General features: G+C 71.8%; 26 protein-coding genes. 15 read left to right on the plus strand and 11 right to left on the minus strand.

Going from position 1 to position 25,989, the window contains the following annotated elements:
• Positions 1-134 precede the first annotated feature (134 nt).
• Together GB864_RS07215 and GB864_RS07220 are read left to right on the plus strand one after the other, a co-directional pair.
• Positions 135-701 carry a LemA family protein gene (locus GB864_RS07215; RefSeq protein WP_160423671.1) on the plus strand — a complete coding sequence of 189 codons (567 nt, stop codon included), beginning with the start codon at positions 135-137 and terminating at the stop codon, positions 699-701.
• A gap of 116 nt (positions 702-817) precedes the next feature.
• Entirely contained in the window at positions 818-1,693 is an 876-nt protein-coding gene (locus GB864_RS07220) for a M48 family metalloprotease (protein WP_160423672.1), read from the plus strand.
• A 3-nt stretch (positions 1,694-1,696) separates the two neighbouring features.
• Here GB864_RS07220 and GB864_RS07225 read toward each other — a convergent pair whose 3' ends face one another.
• Positions 1,697-2,902 (minus strand): winged helix-turn-helix domain-containing protein, encoded by a 1,206-nt coding sequence (locus GB864_RS07225; protein ID WP_160423673.1) that lies wholly within the window; start codon positions 2,900-2,902, stop codon positions 1,697-1,699.
• A gap of 84 nt (positions 2,903-2,986) precedes the next feature.
• Here GB864_RS07225 and GB864_RS07230 point away from each other — a divergent pair, with 84 nt between their 5' ends.
• Together GB864_RS07230 and ilvA are read left to right on the plus strand one after the other, a co-directional pair.
• Entirely contained in the window at positions 2,987-4,267 is a 1,281-nt protein-coding gene (locus GB864_RS07230; protein ID WP_236778953.1) for an AI-2E family transporter, read from the plus strand.
• The gene (gene ilvA / locus GB864_RS07235; RefSeq protein WP_160423674.1) at positions 4,264-5,535 is read left to right on the plus strand and encodes a threonine ammonia-lyase; all 1,272 of its coding nucleotides are present in this window, start codon (positions 4,264-4,266) and stop codon (positions 5,533-5,535) included. The genes GB864_RS07230 and ilvA overlap by 4 nt, the downstream gene beginning before the upstream one ends.
• A gap of 78 nt (positions 5,536-5,613) precedes the next feature.
• On the opposite strand, the gene greA is transcribed toward ilvA, so the two are convergent.
• Both greA and GB864_RS18935 read right to left on the minus strand, forming a co-directional pair.
• Positions 5,614-6,105, minus strand: coding sequence for a transcription elongation factor GreA (gene greA, locus GB864_RS07240; protein ID WP_160423675.1), 492 nt, complete (start codon positions 6,103-6,105; stop codon positions 5,614-5,616).
• 60 nt (positions 6,106-6,165) lie between these two features.
• Positions 6,166-6,699 carry a DUF4307 domain-containing protein gene (locus GB864_RS18935; RefSeq protein ID WP_160423676.1) on the minus strand — a complete coding sequence of 178 codons (534 nt, stop codon included), beginning with the start codon at positions 6,697-6,699 and terminating at the stop codon, positions 6,166-6,168.
• 99 nt (positions 6,700-6,798) lie between these two features.
• On the opposite strand from GB864_RS18935, the gene GB864_RS07250 reads away from it, so the two are divergent.
• A complete protein-coding gene (locus GB864_RS07250) occupies positions 6,799-7,173 on the plus strand; it encodes a hypothetical protein (protein WP_160423677.1) in 375 nt (124 codons plus the stop codon).
• A gap of 76 nt (positions 7,174-7,249) precedes the next feature.
• On the opposite strand, the gene trhA is transcribed toward GB864_RS07250, so the two are convergent.
• Positions 7,250-7,942, minus strand: a complete 693-nt coding sequence (gene trhA / locus GB864_RS07255) for a PAQR family membrane homeostasis protein TrhA (protein ID WP_236778956.1) — start codon at positions 7,940-7,942, stop codon at positions 7,250-7,252.
• 148 nt (positions 7,943-8,090) lie between these two features.
• Here trhA and GB864_RS07260 point away from each other — a divergent pair, with 148 nt between their 5' ends.
• From GB864_RS07260 to GB864_RS07285, 6 genes are all read left to right on the plus strand, one after another.
• On the plus strand, positions 8,091-8,876 hold the full coding sequence (locus GB864_RS07260) for an isoprenyl transferase (RefSeq protein ID WP_160423679.1): 786 nt from the start codon (positions 8,091-8,093) through the stop codon (positions 8,874-8,876).
• A 118-nt stretch (positions 8,877-8,994) separates the two neighbouring features.
• Positions 8,995-10,110: an aminotransferase class V-fold PLP-dependent enzyme gene (locus GB864_RS07265; protein ID WP_336603908.1), complete on the plus strand. Its 1,116-nt coding sequence runs from the start codon at positions 8,995-8,997 to the stop codon at positions 10,108-10,110.
• 290 nt (positions 10,111-10,400) lie between these two features.
• Positions 10,401-11,699 (plus strand): PhoH family protein, encoded by a 1,299-nt coding sequence (locus tag GB864_RS07270; protein WP_336603909.1) that lies wholly within the window; start codon positions 10,401-10,403, stop codon positions 11,697-11,699.
• A gap of 127 nt (positions 11,700-11,826) precedes the next feature.
• Positions 11,827-12,177, plus strand: coding sequence for a PadR family transcriptional regulator (locus tag GB864_RS07275; protein WP_160423682.1), 351 nt, complete (start codon positions 11,827-11,829; stop codon positions 12,175-12,177).
• Entirely contained in the window at positions 12,174-13,310 is a 1,137-nt protein-coding gene (locus GB864_RS07280; protein WP_160423683.1) for a hypothetical protein, read from the plus strand. Before GB864_RS07275 ends, GB864_RS07280 begins: the two co-directional genes overlap by 4 nt.
• Positions 13,311-13,360: 50 nt before the next feature.
• The gene (locus tag GB864_RS07285) at positions 13,361-13,987 is read left to right on the plus strand and encodes an MSMEG_1061 family FMN-dependent PPOX-type flavoprotein (protein WP_160423684.1); all 627 of its coding nucleotides are present in this window, start codon (positions 13,361-13,363) and stop codon (positions 13,985-13,987) included.
• Between the two features lie 103 nt (positions 13,988-14,090).
• Here GB864_RS07285 and GB864_RS07290 read toward each other — a convergent pair whose 3' ends face one another.
• From GB864_RS07290 to xseA, 5 genes are read right to left on the minus strand one after another with little or no spacing between them, the layout of a single operon-like run.
• Positions 14,091-15,500, minus strand: a complete 1,410-nt coding sequence (locus GB864_RS07290; RefSeq protein ID WP_160423685.1) for an aspartate ammonia-lyase — start codon at positions 15,498-15,500, stop codon at positions 14,091-14,093.
• A gap of 45 nt (positions 15,501-15,545) precedes the next feature.
• Entirely contained in the window at positions 15,546-16,232 is a 687-nt protein-coding gene (locus GB864_RS07295; protein ID WP_160423686.1) for a carbonic anhydrase, read from the minus strand.
• A 55-nt stretch (positions 16,233-16,287) separates the two neighbouring features.
• Complete coding sequence (locus tag GB864_RS07300; protein WP_160423687.1) at positions 16,288-16,938, minus strand: DUF4245 family protein; 651 nt, start codon at positions 16,936-16,938, stop codon at positions 16,288-16,290.
• Entirely contained in the window at positions 16,938-17,177 is a 240-nt protein-coding gene (locus GB864_RS07305) for an exodeoxyribonuclease VII small subunit (protein WP_160423688.1), read from the minus strand. The genes GB864_RS07300 and GB864_RS07305 overlap by 1 nt, the downstream gene beginning before the upstream one ends.
• A gap of 1 nt (position 17,178) precedes the next feature.
• Complete coding sequence (xseA, locus tag GB864_RS07310; RefSeq protein WP_160423689.1) at positions 17,179-18,438, minus strand: exodeoxyribonuclease VII large subunit; 1,260 nt, start codon at positions 18,436-18,438, stop codon at positions 17,179-17,181.
• A 113-nt stretch (positions 18,439-18,551) separates the two neighbouring features.
• Here xseA and GB864_RS07315 point away from each other — a divergent pair, with 113 nt between their 5' ends.
• The 4 genes from GB864_RS07315 to GB864_RS07330 all read left to right on the plus strand — a co-directional run bounded on the left by GB864_RS07315 (position 18,552) and on the right by GB864_RS07330 (position 24,092).
• Entirely contained in the window at positions 18,552-19,583 is a 1,032-nt protein-coding gene (locus tag GB864_RS07315) for a 4-hydroxy-3-methylbut-2-enyl diphosphate reductase (protein ID WP_160423704.1), read from the plus strand.
• 59 nt (positions 19,584-19,642) lie between these two features.
• On the plus strand, positions 19,643-20,335 hold the full coding sequence (locus GB864_RS18150; RefSeq protein WP_202107040.1) for a TetR/AcrR family transcriptional regulator: 693 nt from the start codon (positions 19,643-19,645) through the stop codon (positions 20,333-20,335).
• Positions 20,335-22,068 carry an ABC transporter ATP-binding protein gene (locus GB864_RS07325; protein WP_160423690.1) on the plus strand — a complete coding sequence of 578 codons (1,734 nt, stop codon included), beginning with the start codon at positions 20,335-20,337 and terminating at the stop codon, positions 22,066-22,068. The genes GB864_RS18150 and GB864_RS07325 overlap by 1 nt, the downstream gene beginning before the upstream one ends.
• A 98-nt stretch (positions 22,069-22,166) precedes the next feature.
• On the plus strand, positions 22,167-24,092 hold the full coding sequence (locus tag GB864_RS07330; protein WP_202107049.1) for an ABC transporter ATP-binding protein: 1,926 nt from the start codon (positions 22,167-22,169) through the stop codon (positions 24,090-24,092).
• 88 nt (positions 24,093-24,180) lie between these two features.
• Here the strand turns inward: GB864_RS07330 and GB864_RS07335 are convergent, their stop codons facing one another.
• Both GB864_RS07335 and fbaA read right to left on the minus strand, forming a co-directional pair.
• On the minus strand, positions 24,181-24,816 hold the full coding sequence (locus GB864_RS07335) for a DUF6264 family protein (RefSeq protein WP_160423692.1): 636 nt from the start codon (positions 24,814-24,816) through the stop codon (positions 24,181-24,183).
• A 31-nt stretch (positions 24,817-24,847) separates the two neighbouring features.
• Positions 24,848-25,879, minus strand: a complete 1,032-nt coding sequence (gene fbaA, locus GB864_RS07340) for a class II fructose-bisphosphate aldolase (RefSeq protein ID WP_160423693.1) — start codon at positions 25,877-25,879, stop codon at positions 24,848-24,850.
• Positions 25,880-25,989: the final 110 nt, after the last annotated feature.

The raw sequence follows: 25,989 nt of genomic DNA on the forward strand, positions 1-25,989 counted from the left end.
CGCCGGATCGGCCGCGTTCGCCGTGATCCCGGCCTTCCAGGATGCTCCGAGTCTCATGGGAAGCGGTCGGGCGAGGCGCGGCCGGTGCGTAGGATAAGGGCACCCCGCGCATACCCCTGAAGGAGTTCCGGCCGATGGAATGGCTCATTCCCGTCATCGTCGTCGTCGCACTGATCGCGATCGTCGGCATCTACCTCTGGGCGACCTACAACTCGCTCGTGACGCTCAACGTGCGGGTCGATGAGGCGTGGAGCGACATCACGGTGCAGCTCAAGCGTCGTGCCGACCTCATCCCGAACCTCATCGAGACGGTCAAGGGCTACGCGGCGCACGAGCGCTCCGTGTTCCAGAACGTCACCGAGGCGCGCGCGGAGACGCTCGCGGCGACCGGTCCCGTCGAGGCCGGTGCCGCCGAGAACCACATGCAGCAGGCCCTCAAGTCGATCTTCGCGGTCGCCGAGGCCTACCCCCAGCTGCAGGCCAGCCAGAACTTCCTCCAGCTCCAGTCGGAGATCGTCGACACCGAAGACAAGGTGCAGGCGGCCCGCCGCTTCTACAACGGCGGCGTCCGCGAGCTCAACACGAAGATCAAGGTGTTCCCCAACACGCTCTTCGTGCGCGGCCTCGGCTTCTCCGAGCGCGAGTTCTTCGAGGTGACCGAGCCGGCGTCGATCGCCGAGCCGCCTCGCGTGCAGTTCTGATCGCCTCCCGCTGAACACCGATCGGCGAGCCACCCCGGGCGGGGTCGCTCGCCGCTTCGCTCTCCCCGATACCGCCCGACCATCGAGGCACCCGGCCTCGGGAAACGGTCCCCCTCATGTATCGCGCGATCGCCAAGAACAAGCGCAACACGGCGTTCACGATCCTGTTCTTCCTGCTCATCGTCGGCGGCCTCGGCTGGCTCGCGGGAGCGATCTACCGGAGCTGGACGATCACGATCTTCGTCGTGCTGTTCTCCGCCGGGTACGCGCTGCTCCAGTACTTCACCGCCGACAAGCAGGCCATCGCGATGTCCGGCGCGATCGAGCTGCGCTCGAAGGCCGACCACCCGCGGCTCTGGCGCATCGTCGAGAACCTCGCGATCACGACCGGCACGCCGATGCCGAAGGTCTACCTCGTGAACGACCCGGCGCCGAACGCGTTCGCGACCGGGCGCGACCCGCAGCACGCCTCGGTCGCCGCGACGACGGGCCTGCTCGAGATCATGGACGACGCCGAGCTCGAGGGCGTCATGGCCCACGAGCTCGGGCACGTGCGCAACTACGACATCCGGCTCTCGATGATCGTGTTCGGCCTCGTCGTGGCCGTCGGCTTCATCGCCGACATCTTCGTGCGCATGGCGTTCTTCGGCGGCAACCGCAACAACCAGAACCCGGTGCTGCTCGTCGTCGGCCTCGTCGCGATGCTCATCGCGCCCCTCGTCGCGACGCTCGTGCAGCTCGCGGTGTCGCGGCAGCGCGAGTACCTCGCGGACGCGACGGGCGCCCTCACGACCCGGCATCCCGAGGCGCTCGCCCGCGCGCTGCTCAAGCTCGAGCAGTACGGCCGCCCGATGCAGAAGCAGAACTCGTCGATGGCGCACCTCTGGATCGCCGACCCGCTGAAGCCCGGCGTCATCGACCGCCTCTTCGCGACCCACCCGCCGATCCCGCAGCGCGTCGAGCGTCTGCACGAGATGGGCGGCTCCTTCTAGGCGCTACGCCGCGGCCGTGGCGGCCAGTGCCGGTGCGAGGTCGCCGCGCGGACGCACCACGACCTCGTCGAGCCCCTGCCAGGCGGCGGCGCGTTCGAGCTCGGGCCGGAGCCGCTCGGCGAGGTCGGCCGGGGCGCCCGGCTCGCTCCACGCCGACTGCACGAGGAGCCGTCGTTCGCGCCGGTCGGACTTCAGGTCGACGCGGCCCACGACCCGATCGTCGAGCAGGATCGGCAGCGTGTAGTAGCCGAAGACGCGCTGGGGCTCGGGCGTGTAGATCTCGATGCGGTAGTGGAAGTCGAAGAGCCGCTCGGTGCGCGGCCGGAACCAGACGAGCGGATCGAACGGCGAGAGCAGCGCCGCGCCGTCGATGCGACGCGGCCGACGCGCGTCGCGATGCAGGTACGCCGTGCCGGCCCGCCCGCCCTGCCCCCACCCGGGCACCTCGACGGGGAGGAGCTCGCCCTCGTCGACGAGGGCGCGGATCGCCGGGCGGATGTCGTCGCGCTTCGTGCGCCAGTAGTCGGCGAGGTCGGCCTCGGTCGCGATGCCGAGCGTGCGGGCGGCACGGGCGACGAGCACCCGGAGGCCCTCGTCGCGGGAGAGCGCCGCGTCGACGTGCTCGGACGCGAGCGCCTGCTCGGGCAGCGCGTAGACGCGCTCGAAGCGATCGCGCTCGACCACGACGACCTCGCCCGTGCGCCACATCGTCTCGAGGGCGCGCTTCGCATCGGACCAGCCCCACCAGCCGCCCGCGCCCTTCGCGGAATCGTGCTCGAGGGCGCCCGCGCGCATCGGCCCGCGGTCGGCCAGCTCGTCGCGGAGGAAGCGCCGGAGCCCGTCGTGCTCGGCGAGCCAGCCGCCGGGCGTGTCGTACAGCTCGCGATGCGCGGCCCGCCGGAACTCGAACGCGCCCCAGAGCGAACGCGGGATGAACGCGGCCTGGTGGGCCCAGTACTCGATGCCCCGGCCGCGGCGGCCCGAGACGAGGCGGTCGAAGTCGCCACGCGCGTAGGCTCCCGTGCGGCTGAAGGCGGGCAGGTAGTGGGCCCGCTCGAAGACGTTGACCGAGTCGATCTGGAACAGCCCCAGACGCTCGAAGGAACCGCCGAGATGCCGCAGCCCGGGCGCGGCCGGGAGCGCCGTGCCGAATCCCTGGGCGGCGAGTGCGATGCGGCGGGCGAGCGCGGGAGAGACGGTGTCGACCATGGTGACCCGACGCTAGCACCGGCCACTGACGCACCCGCGGGGCGGACGCCCGGCGCGGAATGGGCGCGCGCCTAGACTGGCGGAATGACGGACTCCGAGGGGCGGGAGGGCTCCGGCTCGGGCCGGCGCGACGCGCGTGGGGCGCGCCGGACGCCGCCGCGCTCGGACGGACGGGGCGAGCGGCGGCAGAACGTCGCGGGGATGCGCGGCGCCCACACGGGCGAGGACCGCGTGCTCGAATCCATCCCGTTCGGGGTGCGGCTCGCGGGCGCCTGGTCGTGGCGGCTGCTGCTCATCGGCGCCGTCGTCGCCGTGCTCGTCTACGTCGTCATCCAGGTGCGCCTCATCGTCGTACCGGTGCTCATCGCGGTGCTGCTGGCGGCGCTCCTCGTGCCGTTCTCGAACTGGCTGCGGCGCCACCGCTGGCCGAAGTGGGCGGCGGTGACCGCCGCGATGCTGAGCGCGCTCGTCGCCGTCGGCGGGCTGCTCACCCTCGGGATCTGGCAGATCGTGCGCGGATCCGACGAACTGGCCGACCAATCGGTGGTCGCGTGGGACGGCTTCCGCGACTGGCTGGAATCGGGGCCCCTCGGCCTCGGGCAGGTGCAGATCACCGACTGGGCGGAGCAGCTCTTCACCTCGATCCGGGACGATGGCAACCTCCTGGTCTCCGGCGCGCTCTCGGTCGGCACGACCCTCGGGCACGTCCTCACGGGCAGCCTCCTCGCGCTCTTCGCCACGCTCTTCTTCGTGATCGACGGCGCCGGCATCTGGCGCTGGCTCGTGAGCGTCTTCCCCCGTCGCGCCCGCGTCGCGGTCGACTCCGCCGGACGGGCGGGCTGGAACACCCTCCGCAACTTCGTGCGCGTGCAGATCCTCGTGGCGACGATCGACGCGGTCGGCATCGGTGTCGGCGCCTTCGCCCTGGGGCTGCCGCTCGCCGTGCCGATCGGCATCCTCGTGTTCCTCGGCTCGTTCATCCCCATCGTCGGTGCCGTGGCGACCGGTGCGCTCGCCGTGTTCGTCGCGCTCGTCTACAACGGCCTGTGGTCGGCGGTCGCGATGCTGGCGATCGTGCTGCTCGTGCAGCAGCTCGAGGGGCACGTCCTGCAGCCGCTCATCATGGGCACCGCGGTCAAGGTGCATCCGCTCGGCGTCGTGCTCGCCGTCGCGACCGGGTCGCTCATCGCGGGCATCCCCGGCGCCCTCTTCGCCGTGCCGTTCGTCGCCGTCGTCAACGTCATGATCGCCGACATCGCCGCCGGCCGATGGCGGGGCGTGTCCCCGCCGAGAGCCGTCAGGTCGCCCGTCTGGCAGACCGTGCCCAGCCGCCCCCGCTACCTCCGAACGAGACGATCCGAATGAACGAACAGACCCAGGATGCCGCTCCCGCCGGTGCCCGCACCGTGCCCGGCCCGACCCTCGAGGAGTTCGAGGCCGCCGTGCCGGTGGTCGGCCGCGTCGCACGACGCACCCCGATGGAGACGAGCCGGTTCCTCGGCCGCATGGTCGGCGCGCCCGTGCACCTGAAGGCCGAGAACCTGCAGCGAACGGGCTCGTACAAGCTCCGCGGCGCGTACTTCCGCCTGACCCGGTTGAGCGAGGAGGAGCGCGCCCGCGGCGTCGTCGCGGCGTCGGCGGGCAACCACGCGCAGGGCGTCGCCTACGCGGCGCGGGAGCTCGGCATCCGGGCGACGATCTTCATGCCGGTCGGCGTCGCGCTGCCGAAGCTCGAGGCGACGCGCAACTACGGCGCGGACGTGCGGCTGACGGGCGCCAACTTCGGCGAGTCCCTCGAGTCTGCGATCCGCTTCGCCGAGGAGTCCGGCGCGGTGTTCATCCCGCCGTACGACCACGCCGACGTCGTGACCGGCCAGGGCACGCTCGGCCTGGAGGTCTACGACCAGGTGCCCGACCTCGCGAACGTCCTCGTGCCGATCGGCGGCGGCGGGCTCATCGCGGGCGTCGCGAGCGCGATCAAGCAGCGCGCGGCCCGCGACGGCCGCACGGTGCGCGTCATCGGCGTGCAGGCGGAGAACGCGTCCCCGTACGTGGAGTCCCTGGCCGCCGGCGAACTGCGCAGCGTGCCCGTCGTGCCGACCATCGCGGACGGCATCGCGGTGTACCGCCCGGGCGAGCTGAACTTCGAGATCGCGCGCGAGGTCGTCGACGAGGTCGTGACGGTGAGCGATGACGACATCGCCCGCGCGCTCGTGCTGCTCTTCGAGCGCGCCAAGCTCGTCGTCGAGCCCGCGGGCGCCGTCTCGGTCGCCGCGCTCCAGTCGGGCGCCGTCGAGGTCGAGGGACCGACCGTGGCGATCCTCTCCGGCGGCAACATCGACCCGCTGCTCATGCAACGCGTCATCTCGCACGGCCTCGTCGCCTCCGGTCGCTACCTGACGCTGCGCATCCCGCTGCCCGACCGCCCGGGTCAGCTCGCCGCGGTCTCCGCGATCCTCGCGCAGGTCAAGGCCAACGTCATCGAGGTGCTGCACACGCGCCACGGGCACGGCCTGCAGATCAGCCAGGTCGAGCTCGAGATCGCGGTCGAGACGCGCGGCCGCGAGCACGGCGACGAGGTGCTGAACGCCCTGCGCGCCGGCGGCTACGAGCCCGAGGTCGTCCCGGAGTAGTCCGCGCCCCGCACGAGGATGCGCGAAGGCCCCCGCGAGCCGAAGCTCGCGGAGGCCTTCGCCGTCGACCGGTGCGGCTTACTGGCCGCCCCAGGTCTCGACGGCCGTGATCTCGACGGCGATCGAGCGGCCGTTGGGAGCCGTGTAACTCGTCGAGTCGCCGACCTTCAGGCCGATGATCGCCTGGCCGAGCGGGCTCGACTCGCTGTAGACGGAGAGCTCGGAGTCGCCCGCGATCTCGCGCGAACCGATGAGGAAGGTCGTGGGGTCGCCCGCGATCGTCGCGGTGATGACCGTGCCGGGCTCGACGACGCCGGAGGCGGCGGGGGCCTCGCCGACGTGGGCGCTCTTCAGCAGCCCGTCGAGCTGGCGGATGCGGGCCTCCATCTTGCCCTGCTCGTCCTTCGCGGCGTGGTAGCCGCCGTTCTCCTTCAGGTCGCCTTCTTCACGGGCGGCCTCGATGCGCTTGGCGATCTCCTCGCGGCCGTTGGTCGAGAGCTCCGTGAGCTCGGCGGCGAGACGGTCGTACGCCTCCTGGGTGAGCCAGGAAACGGTGGGGTCGGAAGCCATGTCGACTCCTCGGGTAGATAGACGTGACGCCCCGACGGTCGTCGAGGCGATCCAGACAGCCTAGGCCACCCAGCAGCCTGCGACCACACCGGTGACAGCCGTCCGGGCCGTGCGCACCGTTTCGGTGAAGGCCCGGATGTCGCGGTCGCCGGCCGGGATCGGCACGACCTTCCAGCCGACGACGGTGAAGTCCTCGTCGAGCGCCTGCACGGCGCACTCGGTCGCGGTGCCCGCGGGCACGGAGAGCGACCACGTGACCTCGACGGCCCGCTCGTCGGGCAGCAGCGTGTGGCTGAGGTCCTTCGCCTCGAGCGCAGGGCCGTCGTCGGAACCGCCGAGCCCGGCCCAGCCGAGCCAGGCCGCGAGCACCACGACGAGGAACACGGCGCCGCCGATGAGCCACCCCCGTTCCTTGCGTCGCACGCCCGGCTTGCGGCCGTAGCGGTCGCCGACCGCGGTGCCCTCGAGGTGCTCGAGGTGCGCGGGGTTGACGGCCGGGGCGACGGAGGCGGCGGGGACGTCGGTGCGGTCGAGCTCGGCGTCTTCGGCGGCCGCGTCGTCGCCGGCGGCGGAGGCGGAGCGGCGGTCGGCCACGGCGGGCTCCTCAGGGGGCTTGGGTTACGCTGGAGGCCCGGTTTCCCGGGCTGCCGCCCAGCCTAATCGTCGCCGGATCCGCTTCCTGAAAGGGCTCCCATGAGCGCCGTCCTCCCCCTGCTGCACGAGGGGGCCTCGGCCCTCGCCCGAATCGCGGTCCTCGCCGCCGACGGCGTGCCCGACGAGGAGGACATCACGCCGGGCGTCGTCGGCTTCGTCGCGACGCTCTTCGTCGCGGTCATCGTCGTGCTGCTCGCCGTCGACATGGTGCGGCGCGTGCGTCGCGTGAACTACCGCGCCGAGATCCAGGAGCGCCTCGCGGCCGAGCAGGCCGCCGCCGACGAAGCCGCGGCGGCCGGTCCCGGCGAAGCCGACGCGGAGTCGGTCGACGCCGCCGACACCGAGACCGAGACCGAGGAGGAAGCGGGCACCGGCCCCGCCGACGACGCGGGCGAAGGCCGCGGCCGCCCGTAGCATCCTCGCCGTCGGGCGAACGCACGAAGGCCGGAGCACCCGCGAGGGGCTCCGGCCTTCGTCGTCGGCCGTCGGCTCAGCCGGCGTGGTAGGCGGGGGCGAGCGCGATGAGCAGCGTCGCCGTCCAATGGCACATGAACGCGAGCACCGTGCAGGTGTGGAAGATCTCGTGGAAGCCGAAGACGCCCGGGATCGGGTTCGGCTTCTTGAAGCCGTAGACGATCGCGCCGGCCGTGTAGAGCAGCCCGCCGACCAGCACGAGCACCATCATCGCGACGCTCGCCTCGAGGAGGTCGCCGAGGTACATGACCGCGGCCCAGCCGAGCAGCAGGTAGATCGGCACGTACAGCCAGCGCGGCGCGGAGATCCAGAACACGCGGAACGCGATGCCGAGCAGCGCGCCGCCCCAGACGAAGCCGAGCAGCAGCCACCCCTTCTCCGGCGGCAGCGCGAGGATCGCGAGCGGCGTGTAAGTGCCGGCGATGAGCAGGAAGATGTTCGCGTGGTCGATCCGCTTCAGGATGACCTTGACCTTCGGCGACCAATTGAAGCGGTGGTAGAGCGCCGAGTTGCCGAAGAGCAGCAGCGACGTCGTCATGAAGACCGCCGACGCCCACTTGGCGGGCGCGCCCTGCGCGAGGCAGATGAGCACGATGCCCGCGGCGATCGCGAGCGGGAACGTGCCGGCGTGGATCCAGCCCCGCCAGGTGGGCTTGATCTCGATGTTCGCGTCGGCCTCCGCCGCGTCGAGCAGCGGGATGTTGGGCAGGTCGCCCGTGCCGTCCCCGAGCGGCTGCTCGAGCCGTTCGATGACGGCTTCGGCGGGAGGCGGCTTCCTGGTCATGCACCAAGGGTACGGGGGAGTGCATTCCATCGCGCTGTGAGTCCGGCAGCCCTCGGGGCGGTAACGTACCTGCGTGCGATCGAAGGACTCGCGCGCCGGTTCGGGCGTGCTCTACCGCCTCTACGAGGCGCGCCTCGGGCGCGACCTCGACGCGGCGGCGCTCCCGCACCACGTGGCCATGATCATCGACGGCAACCGCCGATGGGCGAAGCAGCTCGGCTTCGACACGCCCGCGCACGGGCACCGGGCGGGCGCGCGCAAGATGCTCGAGTTCCTCGAGTGGTGCGACGACGCGGGCATCCGGGTGGTCACGCTCTACCTGCTCTCGGCCGACAACCTCGGCAACCGCGAGAGCACCGAGCTCGACGACCTCACCGAGATCATCGCGCGCCTCGCGGAGGAGATCGCGGCGCACCGCGACTGGCGCGTGCAGCACGTCGGGTCGGATGCCGGGCTGCCCGGCTCGCTCGTCGCGGCCCTCGACGGTGCGGAGGAGACGACGAAGGCCCACACGGGCATGCACGTCAACCTCGCCGTCGGCTACGGCGGGCGCAAGGAGATCACCGACGCGATGCGCTCGATCGTCGCGTCGCACCACGCCGAAGGGCGTTCGCTCGACGACCTCGCCGAGCGGCTCACGCCCGAGCTCATCGGCGAGCACCTCTACACGAGCGGCCAGCCCGACCCGGACCTCGTGATCCGCACCTCGGGGGAGCAGCGCCTCAGCGACTTCATGCTCTGGCAGGCGGCGCACTCCGAGTTCTACTTCGTCGAAGCGCTCGGACCGGACCTGCGGCGCGTCGACTTCCTGCGTGCGCTCCGCGACTACGCGCAACGACACCGCCGCTTCGGCGGCTGAGGGCGCCGGCGGCCGACCCCCGAGGATGCGGCCGCTCCGGGAAGGCACCCCCCGGGTGGGCGGCTTGCCGCCCATGTGCGCGTCCTCCACGATGAACGATGGAGAAAGGGGAACGTCCGTGACGATCGAGGAGTTCAACGCCGGATTCACCGAGGAACCCGGCTATCTCGACTACGGCCGCATCGGCCCGATCTCGGTCGCCGCGCTCGAGGAGTCGCTCGCGCTCTCGCACACCCTGCAGCGGGCCCGGCACGGGAGCCTCGACGTGTTCGCCGAGCAGGACGAGCGGGTGCGCCGCGCCGCCGGTGCCCTGCTGCGGCTGCCGGCCGACCACGTGGTCTTCCAGCCGAACACGAGCCAGGGGCTCATGCACGCCCTCTTCGGCGTCACCGGCGAGGTGCTGCTCTCCGCAGGAGAGTTCCCGAGCCTGCCGATCGCCGCCGTGCGCGCCGAGGAGGCGCTCCACGTCGCCCGGCCGCGCTGGCTCGAGACCGACCACGGCCGCGTCACGCCCGGCGCGGTTCGCGAGCAGCTCGGCGACGCCGTCGCCGTCGCGGTGAGTCTCGTCGACTCCCGTACCGGCTTCGTCGCCGACCTCGAGGGCATCCGTCAGGTCATCGGCGACCGTCTGCTCATCGTCGACGCCATCCAGGGCGTCGGCGTCGTCGACGCCGCGTTCGAGGCGGCCGACGTCGTCGCGTTCGGCGGTCAGAAGTGGCTGCGCTCCGGCTGGGGCACGGGCGTCCTCGGACTCAGCGATCGCGCCCTGGAGGCGCTCACACCGGTCTTCTCGGGCTTCACCGGCACCGTCGACGACGAGGTGTGGGGCGAGGTGCCGCCGCCCGCGCCGTCGGCGCGCGCGTTCCGCGTCTCCAACCCCGATCCCATCGCGGAGGGCCGGCTCGCCGCGGGGATCGAGGAGGTCTCGGCGACCGGCATCGGCGCGATCGCGGCCGCCGTCGCGGAGCGCGTGAGCGAGGTCGTCGACCTCGCCGACGAGTTCGCCGTGCCCGTCGTCTCCTCGCGCGACGAGCGCGAACGGGCCGGCATCGTGGTGCTGGAACCCGCCGACGACCAGACGACGGCGCTCACCGCGTCGCTGCACAACCACGGCGTGACGGCCTCCACCCGGCAGGGGCGGGTGCGCCTCAGCATCCACTCGGCGACGAGTTCGGAGACCGTCGAGATGCTGCGCGGCGCGTTCGTGTCCTTCTCCTCCGCTGCCGTGTATTGAGCGTCGCACGGCCCCTCCGCGGGACGAATGTGAACAGCGCGAGACGATTCCGCGTGTTGCTTGCACGTCCGTGCCGGCCCGACGTAAGTTGACCGGCATCAGGCAGAGCGCCTGATCGGGCCGGCTTCGTTCAGCTCGATCGAGAGGATGTCACCGGCTCGCAGAACCGGGCTTCACGCCCGGGGCGGGGAGTGGTTGTGACTGCACTCGAATCACCGAAGTCGACCGGCCGGGCGCAGGGCGTCCGGCCGGATGCGCGTTCGGCCGAGACTCCCGGATCAGCGGACGAGATCCGCACCGGCGAGCGGACGTTCGTGCTCGACACTTCGGTGCTCCTGAGCGACCCGAAAGCGCTCTTCAATTTCGCCGAGCACGCCGTCGTGCTGCCGGTGGTCGTCATCACCGAACTGGAGGCCAAGCGCAACGATCCCGAGATCGGGTACTTCGCCCGGCAGAGCCTGCGCATCCTCGACGAGCTGCGCATCGAGCACGAGCGGCTCGACTTCCCGATCCCGGTGGGCGAGGGCGGTTCGCTCCGCGTCGAGCTGAACCACTCGAACCCGGCGGTGCTGCCGAGCGGCATGCGGCTGGGCGACAACGACTCGCGCATCCTCGCGTGCGCGATGAACCTCGCGAACGACGGGCTCGACGTCTGCGTCGTCTCGAAGGACCTGCCCCTGCGCGTCAAGGCCGCCTCCATCGGCCTCGACGCCGAGGAGTACCGCCACGAGCTCGCGATCGACTCGGGCTGGACGGGCATGGCGATGGTCGCCGTGTCCGCCGAGCGGATGAGCGATCTCTACGAGCACGAGGCCCTCGACCTCGCCGAGGCCGCCGGGCACCCGGTCAACACGGGCCTCGTCGTGCAGTCGGAGCGCGGCTCGGCGCTCGCGCGGGTCACCGAGCCGGGGCACGTGCGGCTCGTGCGCGGCGACCGCGACGTCTTCGGCCTCCACGGCCGCTCGGCCGAGCAGCGCCTCGCGATCGACCTCCTGCTCGACCCGGAGATCGGCATCCTCTCGCTCGGCGGCCGCGCCGGCACCGGCAAGTCGGCGCTCGCGCTTTGCGCGGGCCTCGAGGCCGTGCTGGAGCGCCAGCAGCACAAGAAGATCATGGTGTTCCGTCCGCTCTACGCGGTCGGCGGGCAGGAGCTCGGCTATCTCCCCGGCGACCAGGTCGAGAAGATGAACCCGTGGGCGCAGGCCGTGTTCGACACGCTCGGCTCGGTCGTCAGCGACAACGTGCTCGACGAGGTCGTCGAGCGGGGCATCCTCGAGGTGCTGCCGCTCACGCACATCCGGGGCCGGTCGCTGCACGACGCGTTCGTGATCGTCGACGAGGCGCAGTCGCTCGAGCGCAACGTGCTGCTCACGGTGCTCAGCCGCATCGGGCAGAATTCGCGCGTCGTCCTCACCCACGACGTCGCCCAGCGGGACAACCTGCGGGTCGGTCGGCACGACGGCGTCGCGAGCGTCATCGAGACGCTGAAGGGCCACCCGCTCTTCGCGCACATCACCCTCACGCGCAGCGAGCGTTCGGCGATCGCGGCGCTCGTGAGCGAGATGCTCGACGGGCTCGAACTGGCCTGATCGGTCGGTCCAGGCGAGCGGCCGGCCCCGAGGATGCCTCGGGCGCCGGCCGTTCCGCTGCCCGCGCTCGAACTCGGGGGCGGATGCCGCTGGCGCTCGCTATCTCGATATAGATAGGGTTTCGCGCATGGAGGCGCTCAAACGGATGACCGAAGCCACAGCCGATGTGCTGCGGGTGCTGCTCGCCGCCGACGACGTGGTGTGGGGACTCGCGATCATCAAGGACGCCGGGCGGCCCGCCGGCACCGTCTACCCGGTGCTCGAACGGCTCGAGCGCGCCGGGTGGATCACGGGGGAGTGGGAGACCGACGACGCCCGGTCGGGGCCGAGGCGACGCTACTACCGGCTCACCCGCGACGGGGCGGCCGCAGCGGGCGCGGCAGTCGAGCGACGGGCGTCGGCTCGACCGGCCGGAGCCGCGAGTCGGGCCGCCGCGGTCCGCGGCGAGCGGTCCGTCGCGATCGGCGGCATCGCGTGAGCGGCCGCGCCTGGGCCGAGCGCGTCGTCGACCTCGCAGCCTCGACCCTGCCCGCCGCGATCCGCGCGGAGCGCCGCGAGGCGTGGCGCGCCGACCTCCGGGACGCCGAATCGCTCGGGCTCGGCCGCAGCGGGATCGCGGTCGGCGCTGTACGGGCGGCGCTCGCGACGCCGCGCGACGCCCGCGCCTGGGGCATCGCCCCCGGTCGGCTCGCGGTGCGACGCGGGCGCTGGGCGATCGCGCTCTTCGTCGTCGCCGTCATCCTCGTCGTCGCGGGCTGGCTCGCGCCGCCGCTGCCGGGCGCGATCGTCGGCACCGGCCTGCTGCTCGGCGCCGCGTTCCTCGGTGCCGTCGGTCTCGTGCTGGCCGGAGCCGCCCTGCACGCCCTGCTGGCCGGGCAGCCGGCCGGCGCGCGCTGGACGATCGTGCTGCTGGCGCCGATCGCCGCGATCCCCGTCCTCGCCGTGGTGCTCCTGCTCGGCGGCATGCCTGCGGTCGTCGCGGGCACCCTGCTCGGCGGGCTCGGCATCGCGGCCGCGACCTGGTGGTGGCCGCGCGACCCCGATCCGAGGCGACGCCGCTCCCGTCCCGGCATCCCGGAGCGGTTCGGCGCCCGGGCGAGCGCGTTCGCGGGGGCCGTCGCGATCTCCGGCGCGCTCGCGGTCGTCGTGCTGAACATCTTCGTGTGGGAGCCGATGGCCAAGGTGCCCGGCCTCCGGCTCGACGAGCTGTACGCCCGGATGTCGGCTGCGGGGGAGTCGCCGACCTCGTCCGTCCCGTTCGTCGTGGTCTGGGTCGTCTCCTGGCTGCCGCTCGTCGTCGGGCTGCTGCTGGTCGCCGTCGTCGGCCCGCGCGGCCGGCTCGCCCGGCTTGACGCACGCCGCCTCGCCCGCGCCGCACTGGTCGCGGTCGCCGCGATCGGATTCGGGCAGTGGTTCGCCGGGTTCGGCATGGGGATGAGCGTGGCCGACGCCTTCGGCACGACCGGCGGCGGCGCAGGCTGGGTCACCGCCGCGATCTCCGCGACGTCGCTCCTCTGCGGCATCGCCGCGGCCCTGCGCGTGCTCCCGCCGCCGGACCTGCCGGACCCGCCGTCGGCGTCGATCGACCCGGTCGCCGCGGCACCGGCCTGAGCACGGGCCCGAGCGCAGCACCCGGCCGCGCCGGGCGTAGCGTGGAGGACATGGACTTCGGCGGGACCCAGATCACGACGCGCGACGAGCTCGAATCGATCGTCGGCACCCCGAACGCCGCGGCGCGCGACAAGGAGCGCGACCGGCTGCACGAGCTCGACCGGGCCTGGCTCGCCGCGTCCCCGCTCTACTTCGTCGCCACGGGCGACGCCCGCGGGCTCGACGTCTCGCCGAAGGGCGACCCCGCCGGTTCGGTGCTCGTGCTCGACGACCGCACGATCGCCCTGCCGGAACGCCCGGGCAACCGCCGGGCCGACGGCTTCCACAACCTCTTGACCGACCCGCGTATCGGGCTGATCTTCGTCATCCCCGGTCGCGGCGACACCCTCCGCGTGAACGGGCGCGCCCGCATCCTGCGCGACGCCCCCTATGCCGAGCGGATGCTCGTGCGCGGCCACACGCCGACCCTCGTCGTCGAGGTCGCGGTCGAGGAGGTCTTCCACCACTGCTCGAAGGCGTTCCTCCGCTCCAAGGCGTGGGATCCGGCGACGTGGGCGCCCGAGGCGCTCGTGCCGCGCCGTGCCGTCGTCGCGAAGTCCCTCGACCGCCGGGGCGACGCGCTCGAGGACCTCGACGCCTACTACGGGCCGTCGTACGAGGCATCCATCTACGGCTGAGCATGGCGGCCGAGGGACGACCCCGCTCGGTTCGGCCCTGCCCGGAACGACGGATGCCCCGCGCCGCAGCGTGCGGCACGGGGCATCCGGGGCGTTCGGCGGGTCAGGCCTGCGGCGGGCGCGTCATCGAGAGCAGGTCGAGGGCCGAGTCGAGCTGCGCCTCGGTGAGCTCGCCGCGCTCGACGTAGCCGAGGTCGATCACGGCCTCGCGCACGGTGATGCCCTGCTTGACCGAGTGCTTGGCGATCTTCGCCGCGGCCTCGTAGCCGATGAGCTTGTTGAGCGGCGTCACGATCGAGGGCGACATGCCGGCCAGCGCGGTCGCGCGCTCGGTGTTCGGCTCGAGGCCGTCGACGGTCTTGTCGGCGAGCACGCGGACCGCGTTCGAGAGCAGTCGGATCGACTCGAGCAGCGCCGTGCCCATGACGGGGATCTGCACGTTGAGCTCGAACGAGCCCGACGCGCCGGCCCACGCGATGGTCGCGTCGTTGCCGATGACGCGCGCGGCGACCATGAGGGTCGCCTCCGGCACGACGGGGTTGACCTTGCCCGGCATGATCGACGAACCCGGCTGGAGGTCGGGGATGTGGATCTCGGCGAGACCGGTGTTGGGGCCCGAGCCCATCCAGCGGAGGTCGTTGTTGATCTTCGTGAGGCTCACGGCGATCGTGCGCAGCGCGCCCGAGGCGTCCACGAGCCCGTCGCGGTTCGCCTGCGCCTCGAAGTGGTCGGCCGCCTCGGTGATGGGCAGCTCGGTGTCGCGCACGAGGATGCCGATGACGCGCTGCGGGAAGCCCGCGGGCGTGTTGATGCCGGTGCCGACGGCGGTGCCGCCGAGGGGGACCTCCGCGACGCGCGGCAGCGCCGTGCGCACGCGCTCGATGCCGAGGCGGATCTGACGGGCGTAGCCGCCGAACTCCTGGCCGAGCGTCACCGGGGTCGCGTCCATGAGGTGGGTGCGGCCCGACTTGACGATGCCCGCCCAGTCTTCGGCCTTGCGCTCGAGGGAGACCGCGAGGTGGTCGAGCGAGGGGATGAGCTCGTCGATGAGCGCGGCCGTCACGGCGATGTGCACGGACGTCGGGAACACGTCGTTGGAGGACTGCGACGCGTTGACGTGGTCGTTGGGGTGCACGGGCGAGCCGAGCTTGCCCGTCGCGAGCGTCGCGAGGACCTCGTTCATGTTCATGTTCGACGACGTGCCGGAGCCGGTCTGGTACACGTCGACCGGGAACTGCGCGGCGAGGTCGACGCCGCCCTCGATGACCTCGTCGGCCGCCGCGACGATCGCGTCCGCGATCGACTGGTCGAGCACGCCGAGCTCGGCGTTGGCCTGGGCCGCCGCGCGCTTGATGCGGGCGAGGGAGACGATCTGGGCGGCCTCGAGGCCCTTGCCGGAGATCGGGAAGTTCTCGACGGCCCGCTGGGTCTGCGCGCGGTAGAGCGCCGAGACCGGCACGCGGACCTCGCCCATCGTGTCGTGCTCGATGCGGTATTCGGTGTTGTCGTCCACCACGATGGGGAGTCTCCGTTTCAGGTCGTGCGTCGCCCGTGGCCGTCAGGCGTGCTGGGGGGCGCGGGGCTGGAGGTCGATCTCGCCCACGGCGAGCTCGGGTTCGATGCGCCCCTCGACGAGTCGGTAGGTCGCGCCGACGACAGCCAGCGTACCCGCCGCGACCGCCTCGGAGACGATCTCGGAGGCCGCCAGGAGCTCGGACACTGTGTCGCGCAGGTGGGCGCGGCCGACCTCGTGGGCGTCGATCTCCGACGTGTCGATCCGGACGCCCCGCTCGACGCCCGCGACGCGGCGCACCGCTGGGACGATGTTCGAGATCAGCTGCGAGATGTGCACGGGCAGGAGCGGGGCGTGCTCGCCCTGCGAGTCGATGGCGGCGCGCACGGCGCCGCAGTGCTCGTGGGCCACGACGACGACCAGCGGCGTCTTCAGCACCTCGACGGCGTACTCGAGCGAGCCGACGACGGAGGACGAGACGATCTGACCGGCGTTGCGCACGACGAACGCGTCGCCCAGGCCGACGTCGAAGACGAGCTCGGCCGGAACGCGGGAGTCGGAGCAGCTGAAGAGCGCGGTGAAGGGCGCCTGGCCGGTCTCGAGCGACGCGCGGTGCGCCGGGTCCTGGCGCGGGTGCGCGGAGGTGCCGGCCGCGTAGCGGTCGTTGCCCGCGGCGAGGGCGTCCCAGGCGGCCTGGGGCGTGGTCGGACGGGATTCGGCTTCGGCGCTCACGGGCGTTCCTTCCGGTGGGTTCGGATGCTGCGTCGGGGCCCGGCCGGGCCCGGGTTCATTCGGCGGGCGTCGCGGCGACGGCGGGGCCGATGGCCTCCGCGAACTCGGCGAACTCCGCGGGTTCGGCGGTGCCGAAGAGCACGAACGTCGACTCGCCCTCGCCGGTCACCATCGCGTACTCGATGTTGCCGACGTCCTCCGCGGAGGCGCGGTTGTCGTAGACCGTCCACTCGACGCCGTCGACGGTCGCGGTCGTCGTCGACAGCGGGTCGCCGATGATGCCGTCGACCCACTCGTCGGTCGCGTCGAAGCCCTGGTGCATGCCGAGGAACTGCCCGCCGGGCGTCACGAAGCCGAGGTACCAGCTCTCGACCTCGGTGTCGGCGTCGGTGCGCAACTCGGCGGCGTTGGACTTCCAGCCGGAGTCGAGGTTGGGGACGGCGATCGTGCGCCCCGGCTCACCGGACTGCACTTCGGCCGCGGCCGCCCGGTAGTCGACCGGGTTGTCGAGCGTCGTCGACGAGCCGCGGGGCACGCCGAGGATGATGACGACGAGCACGAGCAACGAGCCCACGAGGGCCCAGATGAGGTTGCGGGTCGTGCGGGCGCCGCCGTGGATGCGGGAGGCCTTGGCCTTGCGGGCGGCCGTCTCCTCGGGCGTCTCGGGCCGGCCGAGCTCGGCGACGATTCCGGGCTTGCGCGCCATCAGCGATCGCCCTCCTCGGCGTCGGCCTCGATGCCCGCGCGCGCGGCGTCGAGCCGGGCCTTCGCGCCGATGAGCCACTCCTCGCAGCGGCGGGCGAGGGCCTCGCCCCGCTCCCACAGCGCGAGCGAGCGCTCGAGGGTCGCGTTGCCCTGCTCGAGCTCGCCCACGACGCGGATGAGCTCGTCGCGGGACTCCTCGTAGGAGAGCGTGGCGATGTCGGCCTCTGGCATGGGGGTCATCCTATTCAGCGGAGTCTGACGATTCGGCGGGCGCGGGCCGGTCGGCGCGCTCGAGGGGTCCGACCGAGCGGGCCGCGAGGGCGCCGCCGGCGAGCGTGATCGTGAGGATGCCCGCATCGGGGGCGTCGGCCGGCTCGCGGAGGACGTGCCCGTCCGGTCCCTGCACGATCGCGTAGCCGCGGTCGAGGGTCGCCTGCGGGGAGAGCGCCCGGAGGTGGCCGCGCAGCTCCGCGACGCGCTGCTCGCCGCGCTCGACGACGCGGCCCGCGAGCTCGGCGCCGCGGGCGACCCAGCGGGTGACCTCCTCGGCGCGCTGGTCGACGAGGGTCTCGGGCCGGGCGAGCGCGGGCCGGGCGCGCAGATGGCCGATGACGTCGGCCTCGTGGGCCAGACGGCCCGTGAGGCGCGCGGACATGCGGGCGCGGGCCTGGTCGAGGCGGGCGAGCTCCTCGGCGACGTCGGGCACGACCCGCTTGGCGGCGTCGGTGGGGGTGGAAGCCCGCAGGTCGGCGACCTCGTCGAGCAGCGGCCGGTCGGCCTCGTGGCCGATCGCGGAGATGAGCGGCGTCGTGGCGTCGGCCGCGGCGCGCACCACGAGCTCGTCGCTGAACGGCAGCAGGTTCTGGAAGTCGCCGCCGCCGCGGGCGACGATGATGACGTCGACCCGGGGGTCGGCGTCGAGCGTGCGGATCGCCGCCGCGACCTCGCGGGCGGAGCGATCGCCCTGCACGGCGGCGTGCACGGTGCGGAACTCGACGCCCGGCCAGCGCAGCCGGGCGTTGCGGAGCACGTCCTGCTCGGCGTCGCTGTCCTTGCCGGTGACGAGTCCGATGCAGCCCGGGAGGAAGGGGAGCCGGCGCTTGCGGTCGAGATCGAACAGGCCCTCCTCGGCGAGCTGACGGCGCAGCCGCTCGAGGCGCTCGAGCAGCTCGCCGAGCCCGACGTGGTGCAGGGCGAACACCTGCATCGTGAGCGAGCCGCCCTTGACCCACCAGTTCGGCTTGACGCTCATCACGACGCGGTCGCCGGCCTTGAACTCCTCGTCGAGGCGCGCCCGCACGGAGCTCCAGACGTTGAAGGAGACGGTCGCGTCGGCGCCCAGATCCTTGAGCTTGCCGTAGACGTTGCCCGCCGAGACCGACCACTGCGTGATCTCGCCCTCGACCCAGACGGTGCCGAGCCGATCGATCCACTCCTTGACCTTCGTCGAGAGCAGTGCGACGGGCCAGGGCTCCTCGCGCGTCGTCACGCCGTGCGCCATGCGGCCTCCTGCATCGTCGGGCCCGTACTCGCGGTCGGGGGAAGGGGTCAGGTCTGCCGGGTAGAATCGCCTTCGTGACCAGCACGACGGAAGCCCCGCGAATCGGCCTCGGCATGCCTCGGATCCCGAGCGTGCGCGGCCGGCTCAAGGATACCCCTGCCCCCGCGGCGAAGAAGGTGCTGCTGGCCTCCCCCCGCGGGTACTGCGCGGGCGTCGACCGAGCGGTCATCGCCGTCGAGAAGGCGCTCGAGCACTACGGCGCCCCCGTCTACGTGCGCAAGCAGATCGTCCACAACATCCACGTCGTGACCGAGCTCGAGGCGCAGGGCGCCGTGTTCGTCGACGAGGTCGACGAGGTGCCCGAGGGCGCCCACCTGGTCTTCAGCGCCCACGGCGTCTCGCCGGCGGTCGTCAACGCCGCCGCCGACCGCGGTCTCCACGCGATCGACGCCACGTGCCCGCTCGTGACGAAGGTGCACCGCGAGGCGGTGCGTTTCGCGCGCGACGACTTCGAGATCCTGCTCATCGGCCACGAGGGCCACGAGGAGGTCGAGGGCACCGCGGGCGAGGCGCCCGACCACGTGACCATCGTCAACAGCCCCGACGACGTCGCGAACATCGAGGTGCGCGACCCCGACAAGGTCGTGTGGCTCTCGCAGACCACGCTCTCGGTCGACGAGACGATGGAGACGGTCAAGCGTCTCCGCGAACGCTTCCCGAACCTCGCCGACCCGCCGAGCGACGACATCTGCTACGCGACGCAGAACCGCCAGGTCGCGATCAAGAAGGTCGCCGCCCAGGCCGAGCTCGTCATCGTCGTGGGCTCCGCGAACTCCTCGAACAGCGTCCGCCTCGTCGAGGTGGCGCTCGAGTACGGCGCGAAAGCCGCCTACCGGGTCGACTTCTCGACCGAGATCAAGCAGGAGTGGCTCGACGGCGTCTCGACGATCGGCGTCACGAGCGGTGCCTCGGTGCCCGAGGGGCTCGTGCAGGAAGTGCTGCTCGATCTCGCCGACGCCGGCTTCGGCTCGGTCGAGGAGATCAAGACGGCGGAAGAGGACCTGATGTTCTCCCTGCCGAAGGAGCTGCGCAAGGATCTCGCCGGCAACAACGACGCCCGCGCGATCGGCGGCCGCACGCGCTGATCCCGGGCCGTTCGTCCAATGAGTGAGTGAGCGCTCACTCGCAGGTGTAGCATCGCGGCATGCCCGTGTCCGAACGACCCCGCCGCGCCGCACCCATGTCGCCCGACGATCGCCGCATCGCGATCGCCCGCGCCGCGGTGCCGCTGCTCGTCGAGCACGGCCGTGACGTCACGACGAAGCAGCTCGCCGAGGCCGCGGGCGTCGCGGAAGGCACCCTCTTCCGCGTCTTCGACGACAAGGATGCGATCATCGACGCCGCCGTCGTCGAGTTCCTCGACCCCGCGCCGTTCCGCGACCAGCTCCGCGGCATCGACCCGGAGGACCCGCTCGAGACGAAGATCGAGATGTTCCTCGGCATGTTCCAGCAGCGCATGAGCGGCATCTTCGGCGTCGTCGCCGCCGTCGGCATGCGCGAGCGCCCGCCGTTCACGCCCGACTTCGCCGAGATGCACCGACTCTTCGAGACGATGCTCGAGCCCGAACTGCAACGACTCCGGGTGCCGCCGGCGACCGTCTTCGCCTACGCCCGGCTCGTGGCGTTCGCGACCGCACTGCCCCAGTTCGCCGAGACCACCGGGCTCGACACCGCCGAGCTCGCCCGGCTCATCGTCCACGGCATCGCCGCGGACGAGGGGCATCCGACCTCCGACGCCCGGCAGGATGCCTCGGGCGACGGCCCCGCTCCACCGGCATCCGGCACCGAACCGGCTCCGATCACCTCGTCCGCCCGCACCGAAAGCGAGTCCAGCTGATGCTCTGGAAACTGCTCGTGCAGTATTCGAAACCGTACCGAGGGCTCCTCCTCGCGGTCGTCCTGTTCCAACTCATCCAGTCGGTCGCGTCGCTCTACCTGCCGAGCCTCAACGCCGACATCATCGACGACGGCGTCGCCAAGGGCGACACCGGCTTCATCCTCAGCACCGGCGGTCTCATGCTCGCGATCACGCTCGTGCAGGTCGCCGCGTCGATCACCGCCGTCTACTTCGGCGCGCGCCTCGCGATGAGCATCGGCCGCGACCTCCGGCGTGCGGTCTTCCGCCGCGTCGGCGACTTCTCCGAGCAGGAGGTGCAGCGCTTCGGCGCCCCGAGCCTCATCACCCGCTCCACGAACGACGTGCAGCAGGTGCAGATGCTCGTGCTCATGTCGTGCACGATGCTCGTCTCCGCGCCCATCCTCGCGATCGGCGGCATCGTCTTCGCGCTCCGGGAAGACCTCGTGCTCTCGTGGATCATGGTCGTCGCGGTGCCGGTGATGCTCGGCGCCGTCGGGCTCATCGTCGTGCGCATGGTGCCGCTGTTCCGCTCGATGCAGACCCGCATCGACCAGGTCAACCGGGTCATGCGCGAGCAGCTCACGGGCATCCGCGTCATCCGCGCCTTCGTGCGCGAGCCCGTCGAGCAGGCCCGCTTCGACGACGCCAACGCCGCGCTCACGAAGACGGCGCTTGACGCGGGCCGGCTCTTCGCGCTCGTGTTCCCGATCGTCATGCTCGTGCTCAACGTGTCCTCGGTCGCCGTGCTCTGGTTCGGGGCCTTCCGCGTCGACTCGGGGGAGATGCAGATCGGCGCGCTGACCGCGTTCCTCAGCTACCTGCTCCAGATCCTCATGGCGATCATGATGGCGACGTTCATGGCGATCATGATCCCGCGCGCCGCGGTCTCGGGCGTGCGCATCAAGGAGGTGCTCGACACCGACTCGAGCGTCGTGCTGCCCGAGGAGGCGGTCGACCGGCTCGCCGAGCCCGGCGCGATCGAGTTCGACCGCGTGACCTTCAGCTACCCCGGCGCCGAGTCGCCGGTGCTGCACGAGATCAGCTTCGTCGCCGAGCCCGGCAGGACCACGGCGATCATCGGCGCCACCGGTGCGGGCAAGACCACGATCATCGGCCTCGCGGCCCGGCTGTTCGACGCGAGCGAGGGCACCGTCAAGATCGGCGGTACGGACGTCCGCGACCTCGGCGAGGCCGCGCTCTACGACCAGCTCGCGCTCGTGCCGCAGAAGCCGTATCTGTTCGCCGGCACGGTGGCCTCGACGCTGCGGTACGGCAACCCCGAGGCATCCGACGCCCAGCTGCGCACCGCGCTCGAGATCGCCCAGGCGATCGACTTCGTCGACGCCATGCCGGGCGGCCTCGAATCGCCGATCGCGCAGGGCGGCACCAACGTCTCGGGCGGTCAGCGCCAGCGGCTCTCCATCGCCCGGGCGCTCGTCAAGGATCCGCCGATCCTGCTCTTCGACGACTCGTTCTCGGCGCTCGACACCGCGACCGACGCCCGGCTCCGCGACGCCCTCCAGACCCGCGTGCCCGGCGTGACGAAACTCATCGTCGCCCAGCGCGTCGCGACGATCATCGACGCCGACCAGATCCTGGTGGTCGAGAACGGCCGCATCACGGGCCGCGGCACCCATGACGAACTCCTCGAGACGAGCGAGGCCTACGCCGAGATCGTCGCGAGCCAGCTGAGCGCCGAGGAGGCCGCATGAGCGAGACGACCCCCGCCGACGAGCGCGGCGACGAGTCCGAGACCGCCACGATCGTCCGCAACCAGAAGCGCCGCGGCGGGCCCGGCGGGGGCGGCCCGATGGGCGGCGCCGGCATGCCGGCCGAGAAGTCGAAGAACTTCGGCCCCTCCGCCAAGCGCCTGGTCGGGCGGCTGAAACCGGAGATGTGGCCGGTGCTCTTCGTCGTGCTGCTCGGCACCGTGAGCGTCGTGTTCGCGGTGCTCGGCCCCAAGATTCTCGGCCAGGCGACGAACCTCATCTTCGAGGGGTACATCTCCAAGGGACTGCCCGCCGGCACGACGCAGGAGCAGGTCGTCGAAGGCCTGCGTGCGCAGGGGCAGACCCAGCAGGCCGACATGGTCTCCACGATGCAGCTGCACCCGGGTTCCGGCATCGACTTCAGCGCCCTCGCCAACGTGCTCGTGCTCGTGCTGCTGCTCTACGTGGCGTCGTCGATCTTCGGATGGGCGCAGGCCTACATCCTCAACGGCGTCACCCAGCGCACCGTGCTGCGGCTGCGGACCGACGTCGAGGAGAAGCTGCACCGGCTGCCGCTCTCGTACTACGACAAGATGCAGCGCGGCGAGCTGCTGAGCCGCGTCACCAACGACATCGACAACGTCTCCCAGACCCTCCAGCAGACGATGAGCCAGTTGCTCACCTCGCTGCTGACGGTCATCGGCGTCGTCGTCATGATGTTCATCATCTCGCCGCTGCTCGCCGCGATCGCGCTCGTGACGATCCCGTTGACGGTGCTCATCACCGCGATCATCGCCAAGCGCTCGCAGAAGCTCTTCATCGCCCAGTGGACGACGACGGGCCAGCTCAACGCCCAGATCGAGGAGGCCTACTCGGGACACGCGCTCGTGCGCGTCTTCGGCCGCCGCCGCGAGGTGCAGGAGACGTTCGACGGCAAGAACGACGAGCTGTTCGGCTCGAGCTTCGGCGCGCAGTTCGTCTCGGGCATCATCATGCCCGCGATGATGTTCGTCGGGAACCTCGTCTACGTCGCCATCGCGGTCGTGGGCGGGCTCATGGTCACGGCCGGTTCGCTGAGTCTCGGCGACGTGCAGGCGTTCATCCAGTACTCGCGCCAGTTCACCCAGCCGCTCAGCCAGCTCGGCTCGATGGCGAATCTGCTGCAGTCGGGCGTCGCGAGCGCCGAGCGGGTCTTCGAACTGCTCGACGCCGACGAGCAGCGCCCCGACCCGGAGCACCCGGAGGAGCCGACGAAGACGACCGGCCGGCTCGTCTTCGAGGACGTCTCGTTCAGCTACGCCCCGGACAAGCCGCTCATCGAGCATCTCTCGCTGACTGCGGAGCCCGGGCAGTCGATCGCGATCGTCGGCCCGACCGGGGCCGGCAAGACGACGCTCGTGAACCTCATCATGCGCTTCTACGAGATCGACTCCGGCCGCATCACCCTCGACGGGGTCGACACCGCCCGGATGACGCGGGACGCGCTGCGCGGCCGCATGGGCATGGTGCTGCAGGACACGTGGCTGTTCTCCGGCACCATCGGCGAGAACCTCCGGTACGGCCGCCCCGACGCGACCGACGCCGAGGTGCTCGCCGCGGCGGAGGCGAGCTACGTCGACCGCTTCGTGCGGCACCTGCCGGATGGCTACGAGACCGTGCTCGACGACGAGGCGTCGAGCCTCTCCGCGGGCGAGAAGCAGCTGCTCACGATCGCGCGGGCCATGCTCGCCGACCCGACGGTGCTCATCCTCGACGAGGCGACGAGCTCGGTCGACACCCGCACCGAGCTGCTGCTCCAGCACGCCATGGCCGCGCTGCGCGCCGACCGGACGTCGTTCATCATCGCCCACCGGCTCTCCACGATCCGCGACGCCGACCTCATCCTCGTGATGGAGCACGGCTCGATCGTCGAGCAGGGCACGCACGCCGAGCTCCTCGAGGCCGACGGCGCCTACGCCCGGCTCTACCAGGCGCAGTTCGCCGGCAACGTGGATGCCGACGAGGATCCGTCGCTGACGGCATCCTGAGCCCGGATGCCGTGCCGGATCGCGGCACCACGACGACGGCCCCGGCTCGCGTTCGCGAGCCGGGGCCGTCGTCGACGCAGTATGCGGATCAGGGGGTCGGGGCGGGAACGCCGTTCTCGAAGAACTCGATGAGCGCCGCGTCGCCCGCCGTGACCTGCGAGACCACGATGAAGAGGATGAGCGTCGACACCACCGCGCCGACGATCGGCAGCCACCACGAGCCGCGCCCCGCGCGGATGCGCAGCACCGAGCTGATCACGACCGCGACATAGAGCAGGACCTGCAGGATCGCGCCGATCGTCGTGACCGTGCCGATGTCGTCGCCCGGCTCGTACGCGGCGAGCCCGTACTGGGCGTGCAGCATCGCCATCGACTCGGGCAGCACCAGGATCGTGCCCGCCGCGAAGGCGACGCCGAAGAGCCCGAGGATGAGGAGCACGATCGTCACCGGCAGGTCGCGCGGCCGAGCCGGCTTGCCCGGGTCGGCCGACTCCGAGGCGCCCGGTGCGACCGGCCCGGCGTGCGGTACGGCCGGTGCGGGCCAGGACCCCGGTGCGGGCGTCGGCGGCGTGGCCGGCCGGGCCGGCTCGGGCGGCGTCCACGTCCAGCCCTCGGGCGCGTACTCGCCGTACTTCGGCTTCGGACGCGGATCGACCGGGGGATTCCCGGCGCCGTTGCTGCTGCCGTCGGTGCCCGGGACGCCCGGTCGATCCGCGTCGCTCATGCCTGGTGGTGTTCCGTTCCTGCGCTGCCGCTTACGCGGAGATGGAGTTGCCGTACGAGCCGAGCTGACGGGTCGACTGGATGACGCGCTGCGCCATCGCCGACTCCGCGACCTTGCCCCAGGCGCGGGGGTCGTAGAGCTTCTTGTTGCCGACCTCGCCGTCGACCTTGATCACGCCGTCGTAGTTCTTCAGCATGTAGTCGGCGATCGCACGCGTGAAGGCGTACTGGGTGTCGGTGTCGATGTTCATCTTCACGACGCCGTTGGCGACGGCCTCGGCGATCTCGGCGTCGGTCGAGCCGGAGCCGCCGTGGAAGACGAGGTCGAGGGGCTTCGGGCCGGTGCCGAACTGCTCGGCGATGCCCGCCTGGATCTCGCCGAGGAGCTCGGGGCGCAGCTTGACGTTGCCGGGCGCGTAGACGCCGTGCACGTTGCCGAAGGTGAGGGCGGCGATCCACTTGCCCTGCTCGCCGAGGCCGAGGGCCTCGACGGCCTTCGAGACGTCGGCGGTCGTCGTGTAGAGGGCGTCGTTGGAGCCCTCGTGCTTCACGCCGTCCTCTTCGCCGCCGACGACGCCGATCTCGACCTCGAGGATGGCGTCGATGTTCTTGATGCGCGGCAGCAGCTGCTTCGCGATCTCGATGTTCTCGTCGAGCGGCACGGCCGAGCCGTCCCACATGTGCGACTGGAAGATCGGCTCGCGGCCGGCCTTGACCTCGTCCTCGGAGGCGGCGATCAGCGGGAGGACGAAGTCCTCGAGCGCCGGCTTCGGGCAGTGGTCGGTGTGGAGGGCGACCGTCACGGGGTAGGACTTGGCGACCTCGTGGGCGAACTTCGCGAACGCGAGCGCACCGGTCGCGCGGGCCTTGACGGTGTGGCCGGCGAAGTAGTCGGCGCCGCCCGTCGTGACCTGGATGATGCCGTCCGCGCCGGCCTCCGTGAGGCCCTGGAGCACGGCGTTGAGGGTCTGCGTGCTCGAGACGTTGAACGCGGGGAAGGCGAAGCCCTTCGCCTTCGCGCCGGCGAGCATCTCGGCGTACTGGTCGGGAGTGGCGATGGGCATGGTGCTCCTCACAGGAAGATTCGCTGATTCGGCACGAGTCTAGCGACGGGCCTCCCGCGCGGCCCGGGGATTCCGCCGGGCGCGGGCCGCCTGGCCGGATGCTCGGGCGA

This window comes from Agromyces seonyuensis (genome assembly GCF_009789225.1).
In the GTDB taxonomy this organism is placed as follows: Bacteria; Actinomycetota; Actinomycetes; order Actinomycetales; family Microbacteriaceae; genus Agromyces; species Agromyces seonyuensis.

Bases quoted from the DNA above. Each gene is read 5' to 3' on its own strand.
- GB864_RS07250 (WP_160423677.1), top strand. From the start codon at position 6,799: ATGAGCGCCGTCCTCCCCCTGCTGCACGAGGGGGCCTCGGCCCTCGCC.
- GB864_RS07225 (WP_160423673.1), bottom strand. From the start codon at position 2,902: ATGGTCGACACCGTCTCTCCCGCGCTCGCCCGCCGCATCGCACTCGCC.
- GB864_RS07275 (WP_160423682.1), top strand. From the start codon at position 11,827: ATGGAGGCGCTCAAACGGATGACCGAAGCCACAGCCGATGTGCTGCGG.
- GB864_RS18150 (WP_202107040.1), top strand. From the start codon at position 19,643: ATGCCCGTGTCCGAACGACCCCGCCGCGCCGCACCCATGTCGCCCGAC.
- GB864_RS07325 (WP_160423690.1), top strand. From the start codon at position 20,335: ATGCTCTGGAAACTGCTCGTGCAGTATTCGAAACCGTACCGAGGGCTC.
- GB864_RS07300 (WP_160423687.1), bottom strand. From the start codon at position 16,938: ATGGCGCGCAAGCCCGGAATCGTCGCCGAGCTCGGCCGGCCCGAGACG.
- GB864_RS07330 (WP_202107049.1), top strand. From the start codon at position 22,167: ATGGGCGGCGCCGGCATGCCGGCCGAGAAGTCGAAGAACTTCGGCCCC.
- xseA (WP_160423689.1), bottom strand. From the start codon at position 18,438: ATGGCGCACGGCGTGACGACGCGCGAGGAGCCCTGGCCCGTCGCACTG.
- GB864_RS07220 (WP_160423672.1), top strand. From the start codon at position 818: ATGTATCGCGCGATCGCCAAGAACAAGCGCAACACGGCGTTCACGATC.
- GB864_RS07335 (WP_160423692.1), bottom strand. From the start codon at position 24,816: ATGAGCGACGCGGATCGACCGGGCGTCCCGGGCACCGACGGCAGCAGC.
- GB864_RS07215 (WP_160423671.1), top strand. From the start codon at position 135: ATGGAATGGCTCATTCCCGTCATCGTCGTCGTCGCACTGATCGCGATC.
- fbaA (WP_160423693.1), bottom strand. From the start codon at position 25,879: ATGCCCATCGCCACTCCCGACCAGTACGCCGAGATGCTCGCCGGCGCG.
- GB864_RS07315 (WP_160423704.1), top strand. From the start codon at position 18,552: ATGCCTCGGATCCCGAGCGTGCGCGGCCGGCTCAAGGATACCCCTGCC.
- GB864_RS07285 (WP_160423684.1), top strand. From the start codon at position 13,361: ATGGACTTCGGCGGGACCCAGATCACGACGCGCGACGAGCTCGAATCG.
- GB864_RS07230 (WP_236778953.1), top strand. From the start codon at position 2,987: ATGACGGACTCCGAGGGGCGGGAGGGCTCCGGCTCGGGCCGGCGCGAC.
- GB864_RS07305 (WP_160423688.1), bottom strand. From the start codon at position 17,177: ATGACCCCCATGCCAGAGGCCGACATCGCCACGCTCTCCTACGAGGAG.
- ilvA (WP_160423674.1), top strand. From the start codon at position 4,264: ATGAACGAACAGACCCAGGATGCCGCTCCCGCCGGTGCCCGCACCGTG.
- greA (WP_160423675.1), bottom strand. From the start codon at position 6,105: ATGGCTTCCGACCCCACCGTTTCCTGGCTCACCCAGGAGGCGTACGAC.